Source organism: Bradyrhizobium sp. Ash2021, assembly GCF_031202265.1.
Lineage (GTDB): Bacteria > Pseudomonadota > Alphaproteobacteria > Rhizobiales > Xanthobacteraceae > Bradyrhizobium.
Genome location: NZ_CP100604.1, coordinates 6675444 through 6693678, shown reverse-complemented (window position 1 = coordinate 6693678; position 18235 = coordinate 6675444). Strand labels below are relative to the sequence as shown.

The following is an 18235-nucleotide window of genomic DNA, read 5'->3' as shown; positions in this document are numbered from 1 at the left end:
CGGGTTAGCGGGAACGGGAATCATCGCGGTCGCCCATCAGCCAGTGCCGCGACCGCGGCCTTCAGCGTCGCCGCGTCGACCGCGCCCGTGATCCGCATCCGAGCGCCGGCCGCAAACTCGATCTCGACCGTCCCGTCCGGCCCGACTGGACCTGCCGCCGCGCCGGAGTCCGAGACTATCCTCGCTGGTCTTGGCGCTTTCAGCCAGCTTTCTATGCAAAGCGCTGGTCTGCAACATGAAAAACTGCAGATGAGGCCGGCGCCGGGGTGGCTCGGCGTTGCGTCTCAGTCAGGTCGGTGGCGCCTTCAGCCAACTGCTGATTTCGGCAATCGCGACATGTGCCTTGGGCAACAGTTTGCCCATGGTGATGAACCCGTGAAACTGACCGGGGTAAGTCCGATACGTCACCGGAACGTCGGCCTCGCTCAGACGCTTGGCAAATTCGTTGCCTTCATCGCGCAACGGGTCGGCGCCGGCAGTCAGGACAAAGGCCGGCGGCAGGCCGGCAAAGGTTTTGATCCGGGCCGGCGAGGCGCGCCAATTGTTGATGTCCGCGGCGCTGTTTAGATAGTGGTCGCGGAACCAGCGGATCACGGAGTGTGTCAGCAGACAGTCGGTCTCCGGCTCGCTATGGGAGGGATGGGTCATGGCGAAGTCGGTGGCGGGATAGATCAGCACCTGGCCGGCGAGTTTTGGGCCGGCCTCGCGCGCGGTGATGGCGACGATGGCAGCGAGGTTGCCGCCGGCGCTGTCGCCGCCGACAAATAGCTGGGCCGTATCGATCCCAAGTTGCGTGGCATTCTTGGCGATCCAGACGGTCGCGGCGATGGCGTCATCGGCTGCAGCGGGAAACTTGTGTTCGGGTGCCAGGCGGTAATCGACCGAGATCACTAACAACTGGGCCTCATGGGCCAGCGTCCTGCACATCACGTCGTGCGACTCGAGGTTGCCGATCACCCAGCCGCCGCCGTGGAAGAACACAAGGCAGGGCGACAGGCCGGCGGTTTGCCGCAGTGTCCGCGGTTTGTAGAGGCGGGCAGGGATGGGGCCGGCTGGTCCGGGGATCGCGAGCGTTTCTGCTGACGCGATCGGCGGCGGTTCGGGGTTGGTGACGACACGGGCTGCCATATAGGAGTCGCGGGCTTCCGGTGGGGTCAGTGTTTCGTAGGCTGGGCGGCCGGCCTCGCGAAATGCCTGGAGCACGGCAGCGGCTTCGGGATCGAGCGTAACTGGCATGTCAATGTCTCCGTCTTGATTTGAGCGCGTTGCATCGCTTGTGGTTTGATTGGGGGGCGTCAGCCCGCGGTGCGGCCGCCATCCACGGGATAGGACGATCCCGACACATAGCGCGCGTCGTCGGAAGCGAGAAAAGCGACGACGGCTGCGACTGCCGTTGCGAGTCCGAGCCGGCGCGCCGGGATGCGCTCGACGGTTTGTTCCATCGGCACCGGCTTGCCGTTGTTACGGCCATCGATGATCGACGACAGCATGCGGCTGTCGATCAATCCCGACGCGCACCTGGGTGTTGGCGCACTCGAGCGTCGCGCTCTTGGTCAGGCCGATGACTGCATTCTTGCTGGCGCTGTGAACAACGATATGGGAACTGCCGATCAGGCCCGCGATCGAAGCGGTGTTGATGATGCTGCCGGCATCCTGCCCGGTCATCACCGGGATCACATATTTCATGCCGAGGAACACACCGACCACATTGACATCGAGCACCCGGCGAAACGCCTCCAGCGGGTAGTCGGGAATCGCCGCGACGTCTCCTTCGATGCCGGCGTTGTTGAAGAAGATGTGCAGGCTGCCCGGTCCGTCGTTTGGCGCATAGGCGGCGACGTCGTCTTCACGGGTGACGTCTCGGCGGATGCCATGAGCGCCCCGACCGCGCGCTTCAACCCTTCTGCAATCGCAGTCAATCGCGACGATGCGGGAGCCACGCTCGGCCAGGAGCCCGACCGTTGCCGCTCCGATTTCCCCAGCGGCGCCTGTCACCAGAGCCACTTTGCCGCCCAACACGCCTTGGCCAGCTTTATCCATATCGAGTCGTTCTTTCTCGATGAGCCGGACATTGAATGACGGTGCGCCGAGATTGCCGCTGAAACAGGCGACATGGGTTGGTCACCCAGGCAACCGAGCGGATGATCGACGGTTTTCGCATGCGAAGCGCCTTCAAGCGTTCCGCCGACAGCAGTGGGTGACGAATAAGGCGCACATTATCCTCGGCGTTCACAAGCCGAGTGCCTTTAGTTGTTGCGGGCAGCTTGACGATAAGCTGACGAATTGCGCGAGCGTTGCCTCGCCAGACATGCTTGCAGACAGTACTGCACAGTACTGCGATGACCAAGCAAATCATGAGCTTAATTGTTGCTTGAATCGAGAAACTCCTGACCGGATTCCTTGATTGTCCTGCGCCTGGGTCCTTCGATAAAGTCGTGGTCTGTTCGGCTGAATTGAGTTGCCGAACGTGCGCAGCCACGAAGAATGGGTGCCGGTGGGGCGGTCGAGGGAGGGAAATATGGGTCAGGTCGCGGGCAAGGTCGCGATCGTCACCGGCGGTGCCTCGGGAATCGGCGCGGCGTCGGTGGAAACACTGGCGCGCGAGGGCGCCAAGGTGCTGGTCACCGATATCGGCGATGCGCTCGGCGCTGAGGTCGTCGCCAGGATCGAGGCGGCGGGCGGCGAGGCCTTCTTCCGTCACCAGGACGTCACCGACGAGTTGGCTTGGCCGGAGATCGTTGAGGCGGCCCTCGGCCGTTACGGGCGGCTCGACATCATGGTGGCGAATGCCGGGGTCTGCATGGGCGGGCCGATCGTCGAGATGTCGCTGGCCGATTGGCGGCGGCAGACCGCGATCAATCTCGACGGCGTCTTCATGTCGGTGAAATTCGCCATCCCGGCCATGGCCAAGACCGGCGGCGGCTCGATCATCATCACCTCTTCCGTCGCCGGGCTCCGCGGCTCGTCCGGGTTCGCCAGCTATTGCGCGAGCAAGGGCGGCGTCCGCCTGTTCGCGAAGGCGGCGGCAATGGAATGCGCGGCGATGGGCGTCAATATCCGCGTCAATTCGGTCCATCCTGGGATCATCGACACGCCGCTCTGGGACAAAATGCCGACCGGCAGCGCGGTCGGCCACAACGCTTCGCTCTGGGCGAAGGCGGTGGTGCCGCTGCCTTCGCTCTGGGCGAAGGCGGTGGTGCCGCTGGCGCGCGCCGGGCAGGCCCAGGACATCGCCAATGGCGTGCTCTATCTCGCCTCCGACCTTTCGAGCTACGTCACCGGCAGCGAGCTGGTGATCGATGGCGGGAGGACAGCCGGATGAGATGACGCCGACTCGGTCGTGCGTCATCTGATGTATCCATTTAATAAACGCGTAACTTCGAGGAGGAGAGCAGAGCATGGCTGCGTCACAAGCGGTCGCCCGCAAGCCGAGGGCAGAGATGGTCGTGGATTTTGATGCGGTTGTCATCGGCGCCGGCGTTTCCGGTCTGTATCAGCTCTACAAGTTGCGCGAGCTAGGGCTCAAGGTGAGGGTGTTCGAGGCCGGCTCCAATGTCGGCGGCACCTGGTACTGGAGTCGCTATCCAGGCGCCCGCTTCGATAGCGAGAGCTACAGTTACGGCTACTTCTTTTCAAAGGAAGTGCTCGAGGAGTGGAAGTGGGCAGAGCATTTCGCGGCGCAGCCCGAGACGGAGCGCTATCTCAACTATGTCGCTGACAAGTTCGACTTGCGTCGCGACATTCAGTTCAACAGTCGCGTCGTTTCGGCGTACTATCAGGAAGGAACACGTGCTTGGGAGATCACGCTGGAGGATGGAAGCCGCTGCAGCGCCCGCTTCCTGATCACGGCCATTGGTATACTCTCTGCGGCAACCTTGCCGGCAATCGCGGGTATCGACACCTTCAAGGGGCGGTCCTATCACACCAATCAATGGCCTAAGGAGCCGGTGGACTTCAAGGGCAAGCGCGTCGCAGTGATCGGCACTGGTGCGACCGGAGTACAGGTCGTTCAGGAAGTGGCCAAGACCGTCGCCCACCTGACCGTGTTTCAGCGCACCCCCAACTGGTGCCTACCCCTGCACAACCAAAAGATCAGCGATGAAGAGATGGAGCGGATTCGGGCCCGCTATCCCGAGATCTACGCGCGCTGCCAAGCGACCGCCGGCTGTATGATCCATCTCCCGGACCCGCGCGCCAGCTCCGAGGTCACTCCCGAGGAACGCGAGGCGTTTTGGGAGAAGCTCTACGATGAACCCGGTCACGGATTCTGGGTGGCGAACTTCCGCGACATCCTGGTCGATCGCAAAGTAAACGCGTTGGTCTCGGATTTTGTCGCCCGCAAGATCCGCCAACGCGTCAAGGATCCCGTCGTGGCCGAGATGCTGATCCCCAAAAACCATGGCTTCGGTACCCGCCGCGTACCGCTTGAGACGAACTATTACGAGGTCTACAACCAGCCCAACGTTGAACTCATCGATCTCAACGAGATGCCGATCGAGCGTATCACGCCGACCGGCATCAAGACGCGCAGCGCGGAATATGAGTTCGATATCATCGTCTACGCGACCGGATTCGACTCGTATACGGGCAGCTTCGATCGGATCGACCTCCGCGGGGTCGGCGGCGTATCCCTGGTAGACAAGTGGAAGGATGGGCCGCAGACTTATTTTGGATTCTTGGTCGATGGCTTTCCCAACTTGCTGATGGTGATGGGTCCGCATAGCGGGGTAGGCAACTTTCCGCGCGCCTCCGAATACAGTGTCAATTGGGTGACCCGCCTGATCGGCTACGCGCAGGAACGTGGCCTGACGCGCGTCGAACCCACTCCCGCCGCAGTGGCCGAATGGACCGATCACGTCAAATCGGTAGGCGAGAGCTTGCTGTCCAACGAGGTCGACTCCTGGGGAACCGGCGTAAACCGCAACGTCCCAGGCAGGGAGACCCGCAGGATCCTGCGCTACGGCGGTAGCCATCCCACTTTTCGCGAGCTATGCGAAGCCGTAGTGGCGGACGGATACCGCAAGCTGGCCATGGATTAAATTAGTACCTCTGCACAGGGCGTTGGTGCACTCGATGGATCGAGAGCGAGTTTCCCCCCAACCCGAGCGGGCTTTATGCGATTGCTTGCTGGCGGCGGATGGATTTCGGGCGTCCGGCCTCCAACATCCGGTTCAAGACGGCTACGCCGATAGCGGCCTCGGTCTGCTCGGCGGCGAATCTGCGTGCCCGCAGCCGAGGTCCGATGAGCGCCTTGTATCGACCCATTGTCGTTTCGACGACGGAGCGTTGGCCGTATAGTCTGTGGCGACCTGCCAAGCCAGCCGCCCCTGTTCTTTGATCGTCGCCAGATGGCGATCATGCTGGGAGGGTGGGTCCAGCCCACCACTGGGCATGGCCGTCGAGGGCGGTGGAATGATCACTTCGATGCCGTCGCCGTGCGCTGCGATCGTCTGGTAGGTGGGGCGCGACGATCGGGCCATTGCCGGCATCGGCGGCCAGGCACAACTTGCGCTATTTATTTCCTCCGCGATTTCGCGCAATGCTTGGCTTCCAGCCATTGGCCGTCCCGATCCATAAAGTCAGGCTGCCTCGCCGACGCAGTCCCGCTAGTCCGACCAGTTCTCGACCTTGAACGACAGCTTCGGGATTTTGTGAACCGCGTTCGTCATTATGCTTGTGCGGCATCGGGAAGACCAAAATAGACGGGCAATCCTCTATCAGATCCCCGGCTGCACCGTCACTATCGGAAAGTGCACCAACGCCTTGGCACACACACAACGATACTCGTCATGACGAGTTTGGGTGGAGAAGATGAAAAGCGAGTTCTCCACCATCATTCCAATGTCGTGCCACCTAAAAATTGGGCCGCTCGTTGAAGCGGCCCAATCCTCGAGAGAGCATGCACTTGGAAGGAAGATCCCGGGGGCATTCTGATCAGGTAGCCTTCTGGGAGACGAGACCGCCTGATGGGACCTTTAACATGATGCCTGCTTTCGCCTAGAAAGCCACCTTTATACCCGACACAAAGGTGGTGATGCCGTTGGTGAGATACCCGACTGCAAAACCATCCGCGACCGTCGTGTAGCTGATGCCCGTATAAATATCGAAGTGCTTGTTGTACAAATAGTCAACCATAAACGATGCCTGGGTGATATTACCGCTGCATGAACTGGTCCCGGTTGTCTGAACAACAATTCCGCGTCGATAAGTGGGGCTCTGCCGGGTTAGGCCGCCGCGCGGAGCGGAGGAAGATCGAAGTAGGCTTGATCCGGGGTGCGGTCGTCAAGGCTCGAATGCGGTCGTCGCCGGTTGTAAAAGTCAAGATACCGACCAATCGAGCTTCGCGCCTCACCGACGGTTTCGTAGGCTCGCAGATAGACCTCCTCGTATTTGACGCTTTTCCAAAGCCTCTCGACGAACACGTTGTCTCGCCAAGCTCCTTTGCCATCCATGCTGATGGCGATGCCGTTGTCGGCGAGGACGCCGGTAAAGGCCGCACCGGTGAACTGCGAGCCTTGGTCGGTGTTGAAGATGTCCGGCCTGCCGTGACAGGCGAGAGCATCTTGCAACGTCTCGACGCAGAAGGCCGCCTCCATCGTGATCGACAACCGCCACGACAGGACACGACGTGTCGCCCAGTCCAGCACCACGGCGAGATAGACGAAGCCGTGCGCCATCGGAATGTAGGTGATGTCCATGGCCCAGACCTGGTTCGGACGCGTAATCTCCAGGCCACGCAGCAGATACGGATGGATCTTGTGGCCGGGTTCGGGCTTGGTGGTGCGCGGACGGCGATAGTCGCCGTGAACAGGAGACACCATGAGCAGACGACCCCGGCGGAACCACTCACCGGCCTTCAAGGCGAAGGTGGCTCTGGCCGCCGTCAAGGGCGACCGCACAATCGCCCAGCTGGCGGAGCATTTCGACGTTCACCCCAATCAGATCACAGCCTGGAAATCGCAGCTTGAGGGCAGCGCTTCCGAGATTTTCGGATCAGGGGGCGGGACACCGGCCATCCCCGCGATCGATGTGAAATCGCTCCATGCCAAGATCGGAGAACTGACACTGGAGAACGATTTTTAGAAGGAGCGCTCACCAAGGCGGGATTGCTGAGCGCAAAGCGATGATCGACCGTGAGCACGATCTGTCGATCACCAAGCAGGCGGAGATTTTGAAGGTCAGCCGCGGCAGCGTGTACTATCTGCCGCGTGCAGTCTCTTCAGCCGATCTCGAGATCATGCAGCGTCTCGATCGGCTGCACCTGGAGTATCCCTTCGCCGGTTCGCGTATGTTGCGAGGCCTGCTGGCTTTGCAGGGGTGCAAGATCGGCCGGCGGCATGTGAAGACGCTGATGCGGCGGATGGGGATAGAGGCGCTCTATCGCCGTCCGCGCACCACCAAGCCCGAACCCGGCCACAAGATCCATCCGTATCTGCTGCGTGGCCTGGAGATTACGCGTCCGAACCAGGTCTGGGCCATGGACATCACCTACATTCCGATGGCGCACGGCTTCGTCTATCTCGCCGTGGTGCTGGACTGGGCGACACGTCGTGTCCTGTCGTGGCGGTTGTCGATCACGATGGAGGCGGCCTTCTGCGTCGAGACGTTGCAAGATGCTCTCGCCTGTCACGGCAGGCCGGACATCTTCAACACCGACCAAGGCTCGCAGTTCACCGGTGCGGCCTTTACCGGCGTCCTCGCCGACAACGGCATCGCCATCAGCATGGATGGCAAAGGAGCTTGGCGAGACAACGTGTTCGTCGAGAGGCTTTGGAAAAGCGTCAAATACGAGGAGGTCTATCTGCGAGCCTACGAAACCGTCGGTGAGGCGCGAAGCTCGATTGGTCGGTATCTTGACTTTTACAACCGGCGACGACCGCATTCGAGCCTTGACGACCGCACCCCGGATCAAGCCTACTTCGATCTTCCTCCGCTCCGCGCGGCGGCCTAACCCGGCAGAGCCCCACTTATCGACGCGGAATTGTTGTTCAGACAACCGGGACCAGTTCACAAATCGCCAAATGACTGCGCCGATCAACACAATTATTCTCGCCCACAACTATCGCCCCGATATCGACGGATTGCGGGCGGTAGCCGTGCTTTCGGTCGTGATCTTTCACGCCTTCCCTGATGAAGCGTGGCTTCCTGGCGGCTTTGTTGGCGTAGACGTGTTTTTCGTCATCTCCGGCTATCTCATCTCAAAAATCTTATTTAGTGAAATCGAGCAGCACCGGTTCTCCTTAGCGAGCTTTTATGGCCGCCGCATCAGGCGCATCTTTCCCGCCCTCGCTGTTTGCCTCGCCGCGGTGTTGGCATATGGTTTCGTCGTGTTGATGCCCTCGCAACTTGCTCAACTCGGCAAGCAAGTCTTTTTCGGGGCCAGCTTCCTGTCTAACTTCGCCCTCTGGAGCGATAGCGGATACTTTGACAGTGGCGCTACTTCAAAGCCGCTACTGCATCTTTGGTCTTTGGGCATTGAGGAGCAGTTCTATATCCTCTGGCCACCGCTGCTTTGGATCGCCTTCAAACTAAAGGCCGCGATTGGGCGATTGATAGTTGGGCTGCTGGTGGCTTCCTTTGCGGTCAATATCGCGCTCTCGCTCACTGACACGTCGAGCGATTTCTACCTGCCGGTCTCGCGCTTCTGGGAACTGCTGGCCGGTGCAGCACTGGCTTGGCGCCCGGATATCAATCTCAAAGCGGGCCTTAAGCATGTAATTTCATTGGCGGGCATGGCAGCCATCTTGATGTCCGCGAGATTGTTTGCATCGGAGATGCGCTTTCCCGGCTGGCTCGCTTTGCTGCCCGTGGCGGGTTCGGTTGCGGTCATCCTGGCCGGATCAAATGCCGTTGTTAACAAAACCATTCTTTCAAATCGCGTCGCGGTATCCATAGGGCTTATCAGCTATCCCCTATACCTATGGCACTGGCCACTGATCGCTTTCTCTTATGTTATCCGAGGCAAGCCGCCGACCTCTTTTATGGCCTTCGGAATTGTGATCGCGAGCTTGCTGTTAGCTTGGGCCACATACCGTTTCATTGAACGCCCTGTTCGCCTTAGTTCTAATCGCTTGCGGCGCACTCACATTGTCGCTGCCTGCGTCGCCGTGCTTGGTGCTTGTGGCTTGGCGGTATGGGTCGCAGGTGGTGTGCCGCAACGTTTTGCCGCCAGCCTCGATCTGGAAAAGATGAACGCCGCCACTCTCGACGAGACCTACGCGCCGACCAACGGCATGCACGTTCTTGAGTATAATGGCCGCGGATATTCCATGGTGGCTCAAATCGGCCAAGGCGCTCGCAAAGTAGCGCTGGCCGGCGACAGTACGATGTTTCACTACGGCCCTCGTTTGCAGCAACTCGCAGACGAAGGGCGGTTAGCGGTCCGTGCTTATTTCGTGACAGGCCCAGCCTGCCCGTTGGTACCTGGCGTGATCGCGCGCGATGAATTTGCACACTGCGCCAACGTCGCGAACAGATTGTCGGAGTTGGTACAAAGAGAGAAGGTGCAAACGGTCGTTCTCGGTCCTCATTATTGGCCCAGGAAAAATGCCTTCATCGAACGGGAGGGCAAGTCTATTCCTCTGGATGGGGGAGAGGAAGGGAGGCGTGCTTTTTATGCCAACCTCGAAGATTATGTTCGCGAACTGGAATTGAACGCGACAGTTTACCTCGTGCTAGGTGCGCCGCAGTCTCTTACAGTCCTAAACCCTCAACGTATGGTCACGCGAGGTGTCACCGGGATTCGCGTCGATCCGAATGCTGAGAAGTCCGTGCCAATTGCCGATTTGCGAGCGGTTTATGCTCGGCATGACGCTGATTTGCGTGCCGTCGCGGAGCGCACCGGAGCGAAGCTCCTAGATGTCCTTCCCGACGTCTGCGGGAACGGTGAAACGTGCTCACCCTTTTTCGGAGCACGCGAGCCGAAATTTACAGACGGTGTCCATCTGCGTCCTGTCTTCGTACGGGAGCATTTGCACTTCCTCGATTTTTTATTGATGTAGTTGTCTCTCGCCTTCCCGGAATGTCCGAAGCTGGCACATTTGAGACATACCGATTGCGGCTAATGATGTCCTCTAATCGAGCAAGACCGGAAGTGACCGGCGCCGCTATCAACGCCCTGTTCGACACCCTACCAGTTGATCGTGTAATCCTCATTTCCCTTGTCGGTTGCGACGATCGCAGGGACGGCGTCGGTGACCGCGGGTGCGGCGCCGTCAGACGGCAACCGAAGTCGAGGGGAACGACATGGATTCCCTGTTCTACCCGTATTTTTGCAACAGCCTTTGCGAATACTTTCTCGAAACCGGCGATCTGGCCCAGGCGCAAAAGCGAGCGGTGCAACTTTACGCCTTTACGTCCCAGGCGCCGGATCGTTGGCCCATCGCGTGCTGGCCAGGATCGCGTTCGTCACCGCAAATGTTGCGACGGCAAGGCGGCACTTGTCCGCTGCTCTTGCCATTGTCGGGACTGCCGAACTGCCGCTGGCCGCCTGCAAGGTCTATGGCGCGGCCGCGGCGCCTTACGGCAAATTCCTCAGTCGGTCCAATCCCTTGCAGGATCGAGTGGAGACAAAATAGATCAATAAAATGAAAGGCTTACGCTGGAAATTCTCCGCGGTTCCCATGATGGATTGGACCGAAAGTACAATTTATTCACAGAGTTAGAATGTGACGTGTGCACAGGGAGATCGAGAAAAATCTTACGACGCCAATATGGGCAGACGTTCTGAACCGTGTCCGGACAGCGCGATGAGATGCGCGAGAGCAGGGGATCGGCTGTTAACAAAAGCGCAGAGTTCATTGCGAAACGCTGAAGTGTTTGAAGCGCGTGGGATCATTCCTGTTCAGCGATGGCGTTCCTGTGGGCATTTGCACCGTTCGTTCGGATACGAGCCCAGCTTCGTCGAAATCGCCTCAGACAGATGCCGAGGCGGGTTGACCGGCGGGTGCGTCCCATTTGTCGAATTCGCGCACCAGCTTGATCAATTGCTTGAGCAGCACGGAGGTGTCATTCTTGCGATAGCTCATGATAATCGGAGAGATCATCTTCGGCTCGTCGAGATCGATGAAACATACGTCGTCTCGTCCCAGGCGTCGCACCGAAGCCGGCACGATGCAGATTCCTCCTCCGGAGGCCACCAGCCCGAGCGCGGTCTGCAATTCCCTCGCTTCCATCGCAATCCTCGGCTCAATGCCTGCATCGCGGTAAAATGAGAGCACCTGATCCGCGTAGCTTGGCCGCGGTGACTTGGGGTAGACGATGAGCGGCTCATCCGCCACCATGCGCAACCGTAGTTTTCCCCTCTTGGCCGCCAACTTGTGTCGGCGTGGTGCCACGAGGCACAGACGTTCTTCGCGGATGACGCTGCGGACGATCGCCTCATCGTCGAATCGCAGCCTGCCGAAGCCCACATCGATACGTCCGTCCTTCAAGGCAGCGACCTGCTCGAGCGTCGTCATCTCCAGAAGATTGACTTCCGCGCCGGGCACGATGATGCGAAAGCGGCGGATCAGTTCCGGCAGCGCGTCGTAAAGGGTGGATGCAACGAAGCCGATGTTGAATTGCAGCACCATGCCCTTGGCGATCCGCTTCGTCATCGCACGCATCTCGTCAATGCGCTGCAGAATCTGACGTCCCTGTTCAAAAAGGTATCGGCCCGGCTCGGTCAACGTAAGCGGTCGGCCACGATCGAGCAGCCGCACCCCCAGCTCTTCCTCGAGCTGTTGCACCTGGCGGCTCAACGGCGGTTGCGCAATGTGGAGCTTTTCAGCGGCGCGACTGAACGAGCCTTCCGCAGCCACAGTGGTGAAGTAACGCAGATGACGGAGCTCCATGGGATTGTCCTCCAAAACGGCTCCATACCTTTCGGGTATCAAAATAGACACAATCGATCCTGTGCTTCAAGCGGGTCGGGGCCTACACATTCCCCAACCAAGGACAACGCCCGTGCCGATTGCCGCCACCAGAATTGAGAATGTTGAGACCATCCTCGTCGACCTTCCGACGATCCGCCCGCATCAGCTGTCGATGACAACGATGAAAGGGCAGACGTTGATGATCCTTCGAATCCGCATGTCGGACGGGATCGTTGGCGTCGGCGAGGGGACGACGATCGGCGGGCTCGCCTACGGGCCGGAGAGCCCCGAAGGCATTAAGCTTGCGATCGACACCTATTTCGCTCCGATCCTTCTTCAAAGCGATCCGAACCGGATCGGTCGCACTATGGGCGCGATCAACAAGGCCGTTCAGGGAAACAACTTCGCAAAATGCGCCGTCGAGACGGCCCTTATCGATGCGCTTGGCAAGCGGAGCCGGGTCACCGCCGCGGAACTGATGGGGGGGCGCATCCATGACCGGTTGCCCGTCGCCTGGACGCTGGCAAGCGGTGATACTGCGACGGACATTGCCGAAGCTGAAGAGATGCTAGCGAAGCGGCGGCATAACATTTTCAAGCTGAAGATCGGCCGACATGACCCGCGGAACAGCATCGCCCATGTAGCCGCGGTCAAGAAGGCGCTGGGGGATCGGGCAAGCATCCGCGTGGATGTCAACCAGGCCTGGAGCGAGGCTACTGCGTCGAGGTGCTTGCCGCTGCTCAGCGATGCGGGGGTCGACCTGATCGAGCAGCCGATTGCACTGAGAAACGTCAAGGGCCTGGCGCGGCTTGCGCGTGAAACCACCATGGCGATAATGGCGGACGAAGCACTGAGCGGCCCGGAAACAGCGTTCCAACTCGCCCAATCGGCGGCAGCCGACGTGTTTGCCCTGAAGATTGCGCAATCCGGCGGCCTGTTCGCTACCGCTAAGGTCGCTGCGATCGGCGAGGCTGCAGGTATCGGTCTCTACGGCGGCACAATGCTGGAAGGTGCGGTTGGAACTGCCGCGTCCGCGCAGCTTTTTTCGACTCTTTCCCAGCTCGAATGGGGCACCGAACTGTTCGGTCCGCTCCTTCTCACCGAGGAAATCCTCGAAGAGCCACTCGAGTACGGCGAGTTCAGCCTGAAAGTGCCGACCGGCGATGGTCTCGGAATCTCGATCGATGAGGACCGTCTCAATTGCTTTCGTCGGGACCGCGCAGAGCGCAGCTTTCATGTGCTGCCCAATCTCAAGACGGGGTCGTAGCCATGCTGTTCCAGGTCGAAATGGATGTACGGCTACCGCACGACTTCCCGGCCGAGAAGGTCGAAGCGCTCAAGCAGACCGAGCGTGCCCGCGCACAGGAGCTGCAAGGCGCGGGTATCTGGCGGCACCTGTGGCGGGTGGCCGGACGCTATTCGAACGTCAGTATATTCGATGTGTCCGGCCCACAGGATCTGCACGACATCCTGTCCAGTTTGCCGCTCTTTCCGTTCATGGACATGCGGATCACTCCGCTCTGTCGTCACCCTTCATCTGTCCATGACGATGATCGATAGATTTCGGATCAATTGAGCTTCATCAAAGGGAGAACGCCAATGCCTGCCAATCTGATCAACAAAACCACAATCAAGGAACTCGCAGCGAAGGCCGCTGGGCTGGACAATGATCAAGGCGATCCACGCCTCAAGGAGGTGTTTAACCGGTTGCTTCATGACGTCATGGTCGCCATTGACGACCTCGACGTGTCCATGAACGAGTTCTGGAGCGCAATCGCCTATATCGGCGAGGCGGCCAAGGCGAATGAGCTGGGCCTGGTCGTACCCGGCACCGCGCTCGAACACTTTCTTGACCTGCGTCTTGATGAAGCCGAGCGCCGCGCGGGTCTCGGCGGGGGCACGACCCGAACGATCGAGGGGCCGCTCTACGTCGCCGGTGCTCCGCTGGTGAAGGGGGAGGCGCGCCTCGATGACGGCACGGACGAAGGCGAGATCCTGTTCATGGAGGGCCAGGTGTCCGACATCGCGGGGAATCCGGTGGCGGGCGCAATCGTCGACGTTTGGCACGCCAATTCATTCGGTTTCTACTCATTCTTCGGTCCGGCGCAGTCGCCCTACAACCTGCGTCGGCGCATCGAGACCGATCGCGAAGGTCGCTACCGCTTCCGTTCGATCATGCCATCGGGCTATGGCTGCCCGCCCGGCTCGAACACGGAGCAGCTGCTGACGAAGCTCGGCCGCCATGGCCAGCGTCCGGCACACATCCACTTCTTTGTGACGGCGCCGGGCTGTCGCCAGCTCACGACGCAGATCAACATCGACGGCGACAAGTATCTGCACGATGATTTCGCTTTCGGAACCCGGAATGATCTGATCCCGCCGGTCGAGCGTGTGTCGAACGCCGAGGAGATCCACAAGGCCGGCCTTAACAAGCCGTTCGCCCGTATTCGGTTCGATTTCAAATTGACCCGGGAAACCGCCGGTGCGCCGAGCACGATCGTGCATCGCGCGCATGCGGTCGCCGCCTGAGGCCAGTCTCAAGCGCCGGAAACGCCGGTCCACCCACGAGCGGAGTGACGCCCATGTCAGACAAGGTCATCGAACGCCTGGAAGCCTCCGTCGAGGATAACTCCGAGACGGGCGTCTTCCGCTGCCGTCGCGACATCTTCACGGACCTCGAGCTGTTCGAGCTGGAGATGAAGCACATCTGGGAAGGGAACTGGATCTATCTTGCTCATGAGAGCCAGATCCCCAACAACAACGACTACATCACCGGCTACATCGGCCGCCAGCCGATCGTCATCTCGCGGGATCGCAAAGGTGAGCTCCACGCTTTCCTCAACGCGTGCTCGCATCGTGGCGCCATGATTTGCCGCCACAAGCGCGGCAACAAGTCGAGCTATACCTGTCCGTTCCACGGTTGGACCTTCAACAACGCCGGCAAGTTGCTCAAGGCGAAGGATCCAGAGGGTGCTGGATATCCCGAGAACTTCAACAAGAACGGTTCGCATGACCTGACGAAGGTCGCGCGTTTCGAGAACTACCGCGGATTCCTGTTCGGCAGTCTCAATGCCGATGTGAAGCCGCTTGAGGAGCACCTGGGCGAAGCAAGGAAGATCATTGACTTGATCGTCGACCAGTCGCCCGAAGGCCTGGAGGTTTTGCGCGGGAGTTCATCGTACATCTACGATGGCAATTGGAAACTGCAGACCGAGAATGGTGCGGATGGCTATCATGTCGCATCCGTGCACTGGAATTATGCCGCCACCACCAACCAGCGTAAGGCCGCCGCCGAGGCAGCGGCGACCAAGGACACAATCCGAGCGATGGATGCCGGCGGCTGGGCCAAGCAGGGCGGCGGCTTCTACTCCTTCGAGCACGGGCATCTGCTGCTATGGACTAACTGGGCGAATCCCCAGGACCGGCCGCTTTACGAAAGGCGCGAAGAGCTGGTCGCCAAGTTCGGCGAGGCCCGTGCGGATTGGATGATCGAGAAATCGCGAAACCTCTGCCTCTACCCGAACCTCTACCTCATGGATCAGTTCTCGTCGCAGATCCGCACGTATCGGCCAATCTCTGTCGACAAGACGGAGGTGACGATCTACTGCATCGCGCCGAAAGGCGAGAGCGCCGAGGCTCGTGCGCGCCGTATTCGCCAGTACGAGGATTTCTTCAACGCGTCCGGCATGGCGACGCCGGATGATCTTGAAGAGTTTCGTTCCTGCCAGATCGGATATGGCGCGCGGAATGCCCCATGGAACGATCTTTCGCGTGGCGCCACGCACTGGATCAACGGCCCCGACAGGGACGCCGACGCGATCGGGCTGAAGCCGCTGCTCAGCGGCGCCAAGACCGAGGACGAGGGTTTGTTTGTGGTCCAGCACCGCTACTGGAAGGACGCGCTCGTCAAAGCGGTCGCCGGCTGACGCCCCGCTTCGACTGAGGTCGCGCCGACGGGTGCGATCATCCTTAGATCACTTCACCAAGATCCATGACCGCAATCATGGGGAGGCTGCCTATGTCTGTCATTCCGATGCCCGTCCCGAACGGTCGGCCCGTCACCATCGAGCAAGTCCAGGCTTTCCTGTACTCAGAGGTCCGTTGCCTCGATGACAAGGACTGGGACGGTTGGCTCGCGCACTATGCGCCGACCGCCACGTTCTGGATGCCGGCGTGGGACGATGACGACACTCTGACCGAAGATCCCCAGCGCGAAATTTCGCTGATCTGGTACGGCTCGAAGCAGGGTCTTGAAGATCGGGTGTTCCGCATCCGCACCGAGCGATCGAGCGCGACGAGCCTGCCCGAGCCTCGCACGTCGCACAACATCAGCAACGTGGAACTGCTGGAAGCAGCAGATGGTCTTGTAAAGGTGAGGTTCAACTGGGTCTCGTTGAGTTTTCGTTACAAAACGACCGACACCTATTTCGGTGCTTCGTTCTACACCATCGATACCTCGGGTGAGAGCTTCGCGATCACCGAGAAGAGGGTCGTACTGAAGAACGACTACATCCATCACGTGGTCGACATCTACCACATCTGACAAAGCAAGTCGGGAGGAACTAGGACATGGTGCACCGCATTGCCCTCAACTTCGAGGATGGAGTGACGCGCTTCATCGAGGCACGGCCCGATGAGCTGGTTGCGGACGCCGCCTATCGGGCCGGTCTTAACATCCCGCTCGATTGCCGGGACGGCGCCTGCGGCACCTGCAAGTGCCATTGTGAGTCCGGTGATTATAGTCTTGGCAGTTACATAGATGATGCGCTGACCGAGGACGAGGCGGCCGAGCGGCAGGTTCTCACCTGTCAGATGAAGGTGAAATCCGATTGCGTGCTTCGCATTCCGGCCTCCTCGACCATTTGCAAAGTGAAGGCTGGCTCGATGTCGGCCGAGATCGAAGCGGTCCAACAGCTTTCTGCGTCCTCGATAGGCTTTTCGCTCGCGCTGAAAGATCCAGGCGGGATGCGCTATCTGCCCGGACAATACGTTAACGTCTCGGTTCCGGGCACGACGCAAACGCGCTCGTACTCCTTCTCGTCCATGCCACGCGACGGGGTCGTTCAATTCCTGGTGCGCAACATCCCCGGCGGATTGATGTCATCCTATCTGGCCGAGCGGGCGAAGGCAGGAGACGTGGTAACCATCGCAGGCCCGATCGGGAGTTTCTATCTGCGCGATGTCACAAGGCCTGTGTTGTTTCTCGCCGGCGGCACCGGACTGGCGCCGTTTCTGGCGATGCTTGAGGAGTTGGAACGCGGGGGCGCGAACCAACCTGTTCACATGGTCTATGGCGTCACCAACGATGCCGATCTCGTCGAGCTCGACAAGCTGGAGGCCTTTGCTGCGAAAATTCCAAACTTTACCTTCACCACCGTCGTCGCGGCCGCAGATAGCACGCATCCGCGGAAGGGTTACGTCACCCACCATCTGCCTGAGACAGCGTTGAACGGCGGCAATGTGGACGTCTATCTCTGCGGCCCGCCGCCCATGGTCGACGCTGTACGCGCGCACCTCCACGAGAAGGGTGTCGTTCCCACGAGTTTCCATTACGAGAAATTTTCACCGTCCGAGGCGCACAAATGAGTTCCGCATCCCGCTTCGCGCGCAAGAGCATGGTTGTCACCGGAGCGGCGCAAGGCATCGGCAAGCAGGTTGCGATCGATGCGGCTGGCGAAGGCGCGTGCGTCACGTTGATTGACCGGTCGCCGCTCGTCGAGTTCGTTGCCGCTGAGATTACCCGTTCTGGAGGTCAGGCCACCGCTACGATCGCAGATCTCGAAACCTGGGACGGCAATGTGGAGGCGATGAACGCGGCACACAAGGCGCATGGAGCCATCGACATTCTGGTAACGAACGTCGGCGGTGCAATCTGGATGAAGCCGTTCCAGCACTTCGACGAGAAAGAGATCGTAGCTGAAGTGCAGCGCTCGCTGTTTCCCACGCTCTGGGGCTGCCGTGCGGCACTGCCCTACATGCTCGACCAGGGCCGGGGGGCGATAGTAAATGTTTCTTCGGTCGCAACGAGGGGAGTCAACCGCGCTCCGTACTCCGCAGCGAAAGGCGCCGTGAATGCGTTGACCGCGTCGCTCGGCTTCGAGCTGGGGACAAGGAATATCCGCGTCAATGCGGTCGCCCCGGGAGGGACGACTGCGCCGCCACGTGGCGTACCACGCAATGCTCTCGTCCCGAGCGACGATGAGAAAGGCTGGATCGAGGAGGTCGTTGCCCAGACGCTTGGGTCAAGTCACATGAGGCGCTACGGTCTCTTGCGCGAAATGTCGGCCGCGATCCTCTTTCTCGCGTCGGATGCCGCCTCCTATATTACTGGCACCGTGCTGCCGGTCGGCGGCGGCGACCAGGGTCAATAGAGGAACCCG

Annotated in this window: 17 protein-coding genes and 1 pseudogene; 12 read left to right on the top strand and 6 right to left on the bottom strand. The window is 60.1% G+C overall.

The window, feature by feature from the left end; all coding sequences use genetic code 11:
- Positions 1-288: 288 nt before the first annotated feature.
- From NL528_RS32385 to NL528_RS32380, 3 genes are read right to left on the bottom strand one after another with little or no spacing between them, the layout of a single operon-like run.
- Positions 289-1236, bottom strand: coding sequence for an alpha/beta hydrolase (locus NL528_RS32385; RefSeq protein ID WP_309178436.1), 948 nt, complete (start codon positions 1234-1236; stop codon positions 289-291).
- A gap of 59 nt (positions 1237-1295) precedes the next feature.
- A complete protein-coding gene (locus NL528_RS47270) occupies positions 1296-1490 on the bottom strand; it encodes an SDR family oxidoreductase (RefSeq protein ID WP_375143914.1) in 195 nt (64 codons plus the stop codon).
- On the bottom strand, positions 1462-2016 hold the full coding sequence (locus NL528_RS32380) for an SDR family NAD(P)-dependent oxidoreductase (RefSeq protein ID WP_375143913.1): 555 nt from the start codon (positions 2014-2016) through the stop codon (positions 1462-1464). The genes NL528_RS47270 and NL528_RS32380 overlap by 29 nt, the downstream gene beginning before the upstream one ends.
- A gap of 502 nt (positions 2017-2518) precedes the next feature.
- Between NL528_RS32380 and NL528_RS32375 the strand changes: the two genes are divergently transcribed.
- Complete coding sequence (locus NL528_RS32375) at positions 2519-3322, top strand: glucose 1-dehydrogenase (protein ID WP_309178435.1); 804 nt, start codon at positions 2519-2521, stop codon at positions 3320-3322.
- Positions 3323-3440: 118 nt separating this feature from the next.
- On the top strand, positions 3441-5039 hold the full coding sequence (locus NL528_RS32370) for a flavin-containing monooxygenase (RefSeq protein ID WP_375144085.1): 1599 nt from the start codon (positions 3441-3443) through the stop codon (positions 5037-5039).
- A 958-nt stretch (positions 5040-5997) separates the two neighbouring features.
- Here NL528_RS32370 and NL528_RS32360 read toward each other — a convergent pair.
- The gene (locus NL528_RS32360) at positions 5998-6135 is read right to left on the bottom strand and encodes a hypothetical protein (protein ID WP_309178433.1); all 138 of its coding nucleotides are present in this window, start codon (positions 6133-6135) and stop codon (positions 5998-6000) included.
- 89 nt (positions 6136-6224) lie between these two features.
- Positions 6225-6800 (bottom strand): annotated as a pseudogene (locus NL528_RS32355) (IS3 family transposase); the annotation flags it as partial.
- Positions 6801-6819: 19 nt separating this feature from the next.
- On the opposite strand from NL528_RS32355, the gene NL528_RS32350 reads away from it, so the two are divergent.
- The 3 genes from NL528_RS32350 (at position 6820) to NL528_RS32340 (ending at position 10577) form a co-directional block, all read left to right on the top strand.
- A protein-coding gene (locus tag NL528_RS32350; RefSeq protein WP_309178432.1) for an IS3 family transposase occupies positions 6820-7951 on the top strand; the annotation gives its coding sequence in 2 pieces (ribosomal slippage) (positions 6820-7079 and positions 7078-7951; 1134 coding nt in all).
- Between the two features lie 70 nt (positions 7952-8021).
- A complete protein-coding gene (locus NL528_RS32345) occupies positions 8022-10001 on the top strand; it encodes an acyltransferase family protein (RefSeq protein ID WP_309178431.1) in 1980 nt (659 codons plus the stop codon).
- A gap of 372 nt (positions 10002-10373) precedes the next feature.
- Positions 10374-10577, top strand: coding sequence for a hypothetical protein (locus tag NL528_RS32340; RefSeq protein ID WP_309178430.1), 204 nt, complete (start codon positions 10374-10376; stop codon positions 10575-10577).
- Positions 10578-10913: 336 nt separating this feature from the next.
- On the opposite strand, the gene NL528_RS32335 is transcribed toward NL528_RS32340, so the two are convergent.
- A complete protein-coding gene (locus NL528_RS32335; protein WP_309178429.1) occupies positions 10914-11849 on the bottom strand; it encodes a LysR family transcriptional regulator in 936 nt (311 codons plus the stop codon).
- Between NL528_RS32335 and NL528_RS32330 the strand changes: the two genes are divergently transcribed.
- The 7 genes from NL528_RS32330 (at position 11833) to benD (ending at position 18226) form a co-directional block, all read left to right on the top strand.
- Positions 11833-13122, top strand: a complete 1290-nt coding sequence (locus tag NL528_RS32330) for a muconate/chloromuconate family cycloisomerase (protein WP_309178428.1) — start codon at positions 11833-11835, stop codon at positions 13120-13122. The two genes, NL528_RS32335 and NL528_RS32330, sit on opposite strands and share 17 nt — an antisense overlap.
- A 2-nt stretch (positions 13123-13124) precedes the next feature.
- On the top strand, positions 13125-13415 hold the full coding sequence (catC, locus tag NL528_RS32325) for a muconolactone Delta-isomerase (RefSeq protein ID WP_309178427.1): 291 nt from the start codon (positions 13125-13127) through the stop codon (positions 13413-13415).
- Positions 13416-13454: 39 nt separating this feature from the next.
- Complete coding sequence (gene catA / locus NL528_RS32320; RefSeq protein WP_309178426.1) at positions 13455-14384, top strand: catechol 1,2-dioxygenase; 930 nt, start codon at positions 13455-13457, stop codon at positions 14382-14384.
- Positions 14385-14437: 53 nt separating this feature from the next.
- Positions 14438-15781: a benzoate 1,2-dioxygenase large subunit gene (gene benA, locus NL528_RS32315; protein ID WP_309178425.1), complete on the top strand. Its 1344-nt coding sequence runs from the start codon at positions 14438-14440 to the stop codon at positions 15779-15781.
- Positions 15782-15873: 92 nt separating this feature from the next.
- Positions 15874-16398 (top strand): benzoate 1,2-dioxygenase small subunit, encoded by a 525-nt coding sequence (benB, locus tag NL528_RS32310; protein ID WP_309178424.1) that lies wholly within the window; start codon positions 15874-15876, stop codon positions 16396-16398.
- A 26-nt stretch (positions 16399-16424) separates the two neighbouring features.
- The gene (gene benC, locus NL528_RS32305; protein WP_309178423.1) at positions 16425-17441 is read left to right on the top strand and encodes a benzoate 1,2-dioxygenase electron transfer component BenC; all 1017 of its coding nucleotides are present in this window, start codon (positions 16425-16427) and stop codon (positions 17439-17441) included.
- The gene (gene benD / locus NL528_RS32300) at positions 17438-18226 is read left to right on the top strand and encodes a benzoate diol dehydrogenase BenD (RefSeq protein ID WP_309178422.1); all 789 of its coding nucleotides are present in this window, start codon (positions 17438-17440) and stop codon (positions 18224-18226) included. Before benC ends, benD begins: the two co-directional genes overlap by 4 nt.
- Positions 18227-18235 lie beyond the last annotated feature (9 nt).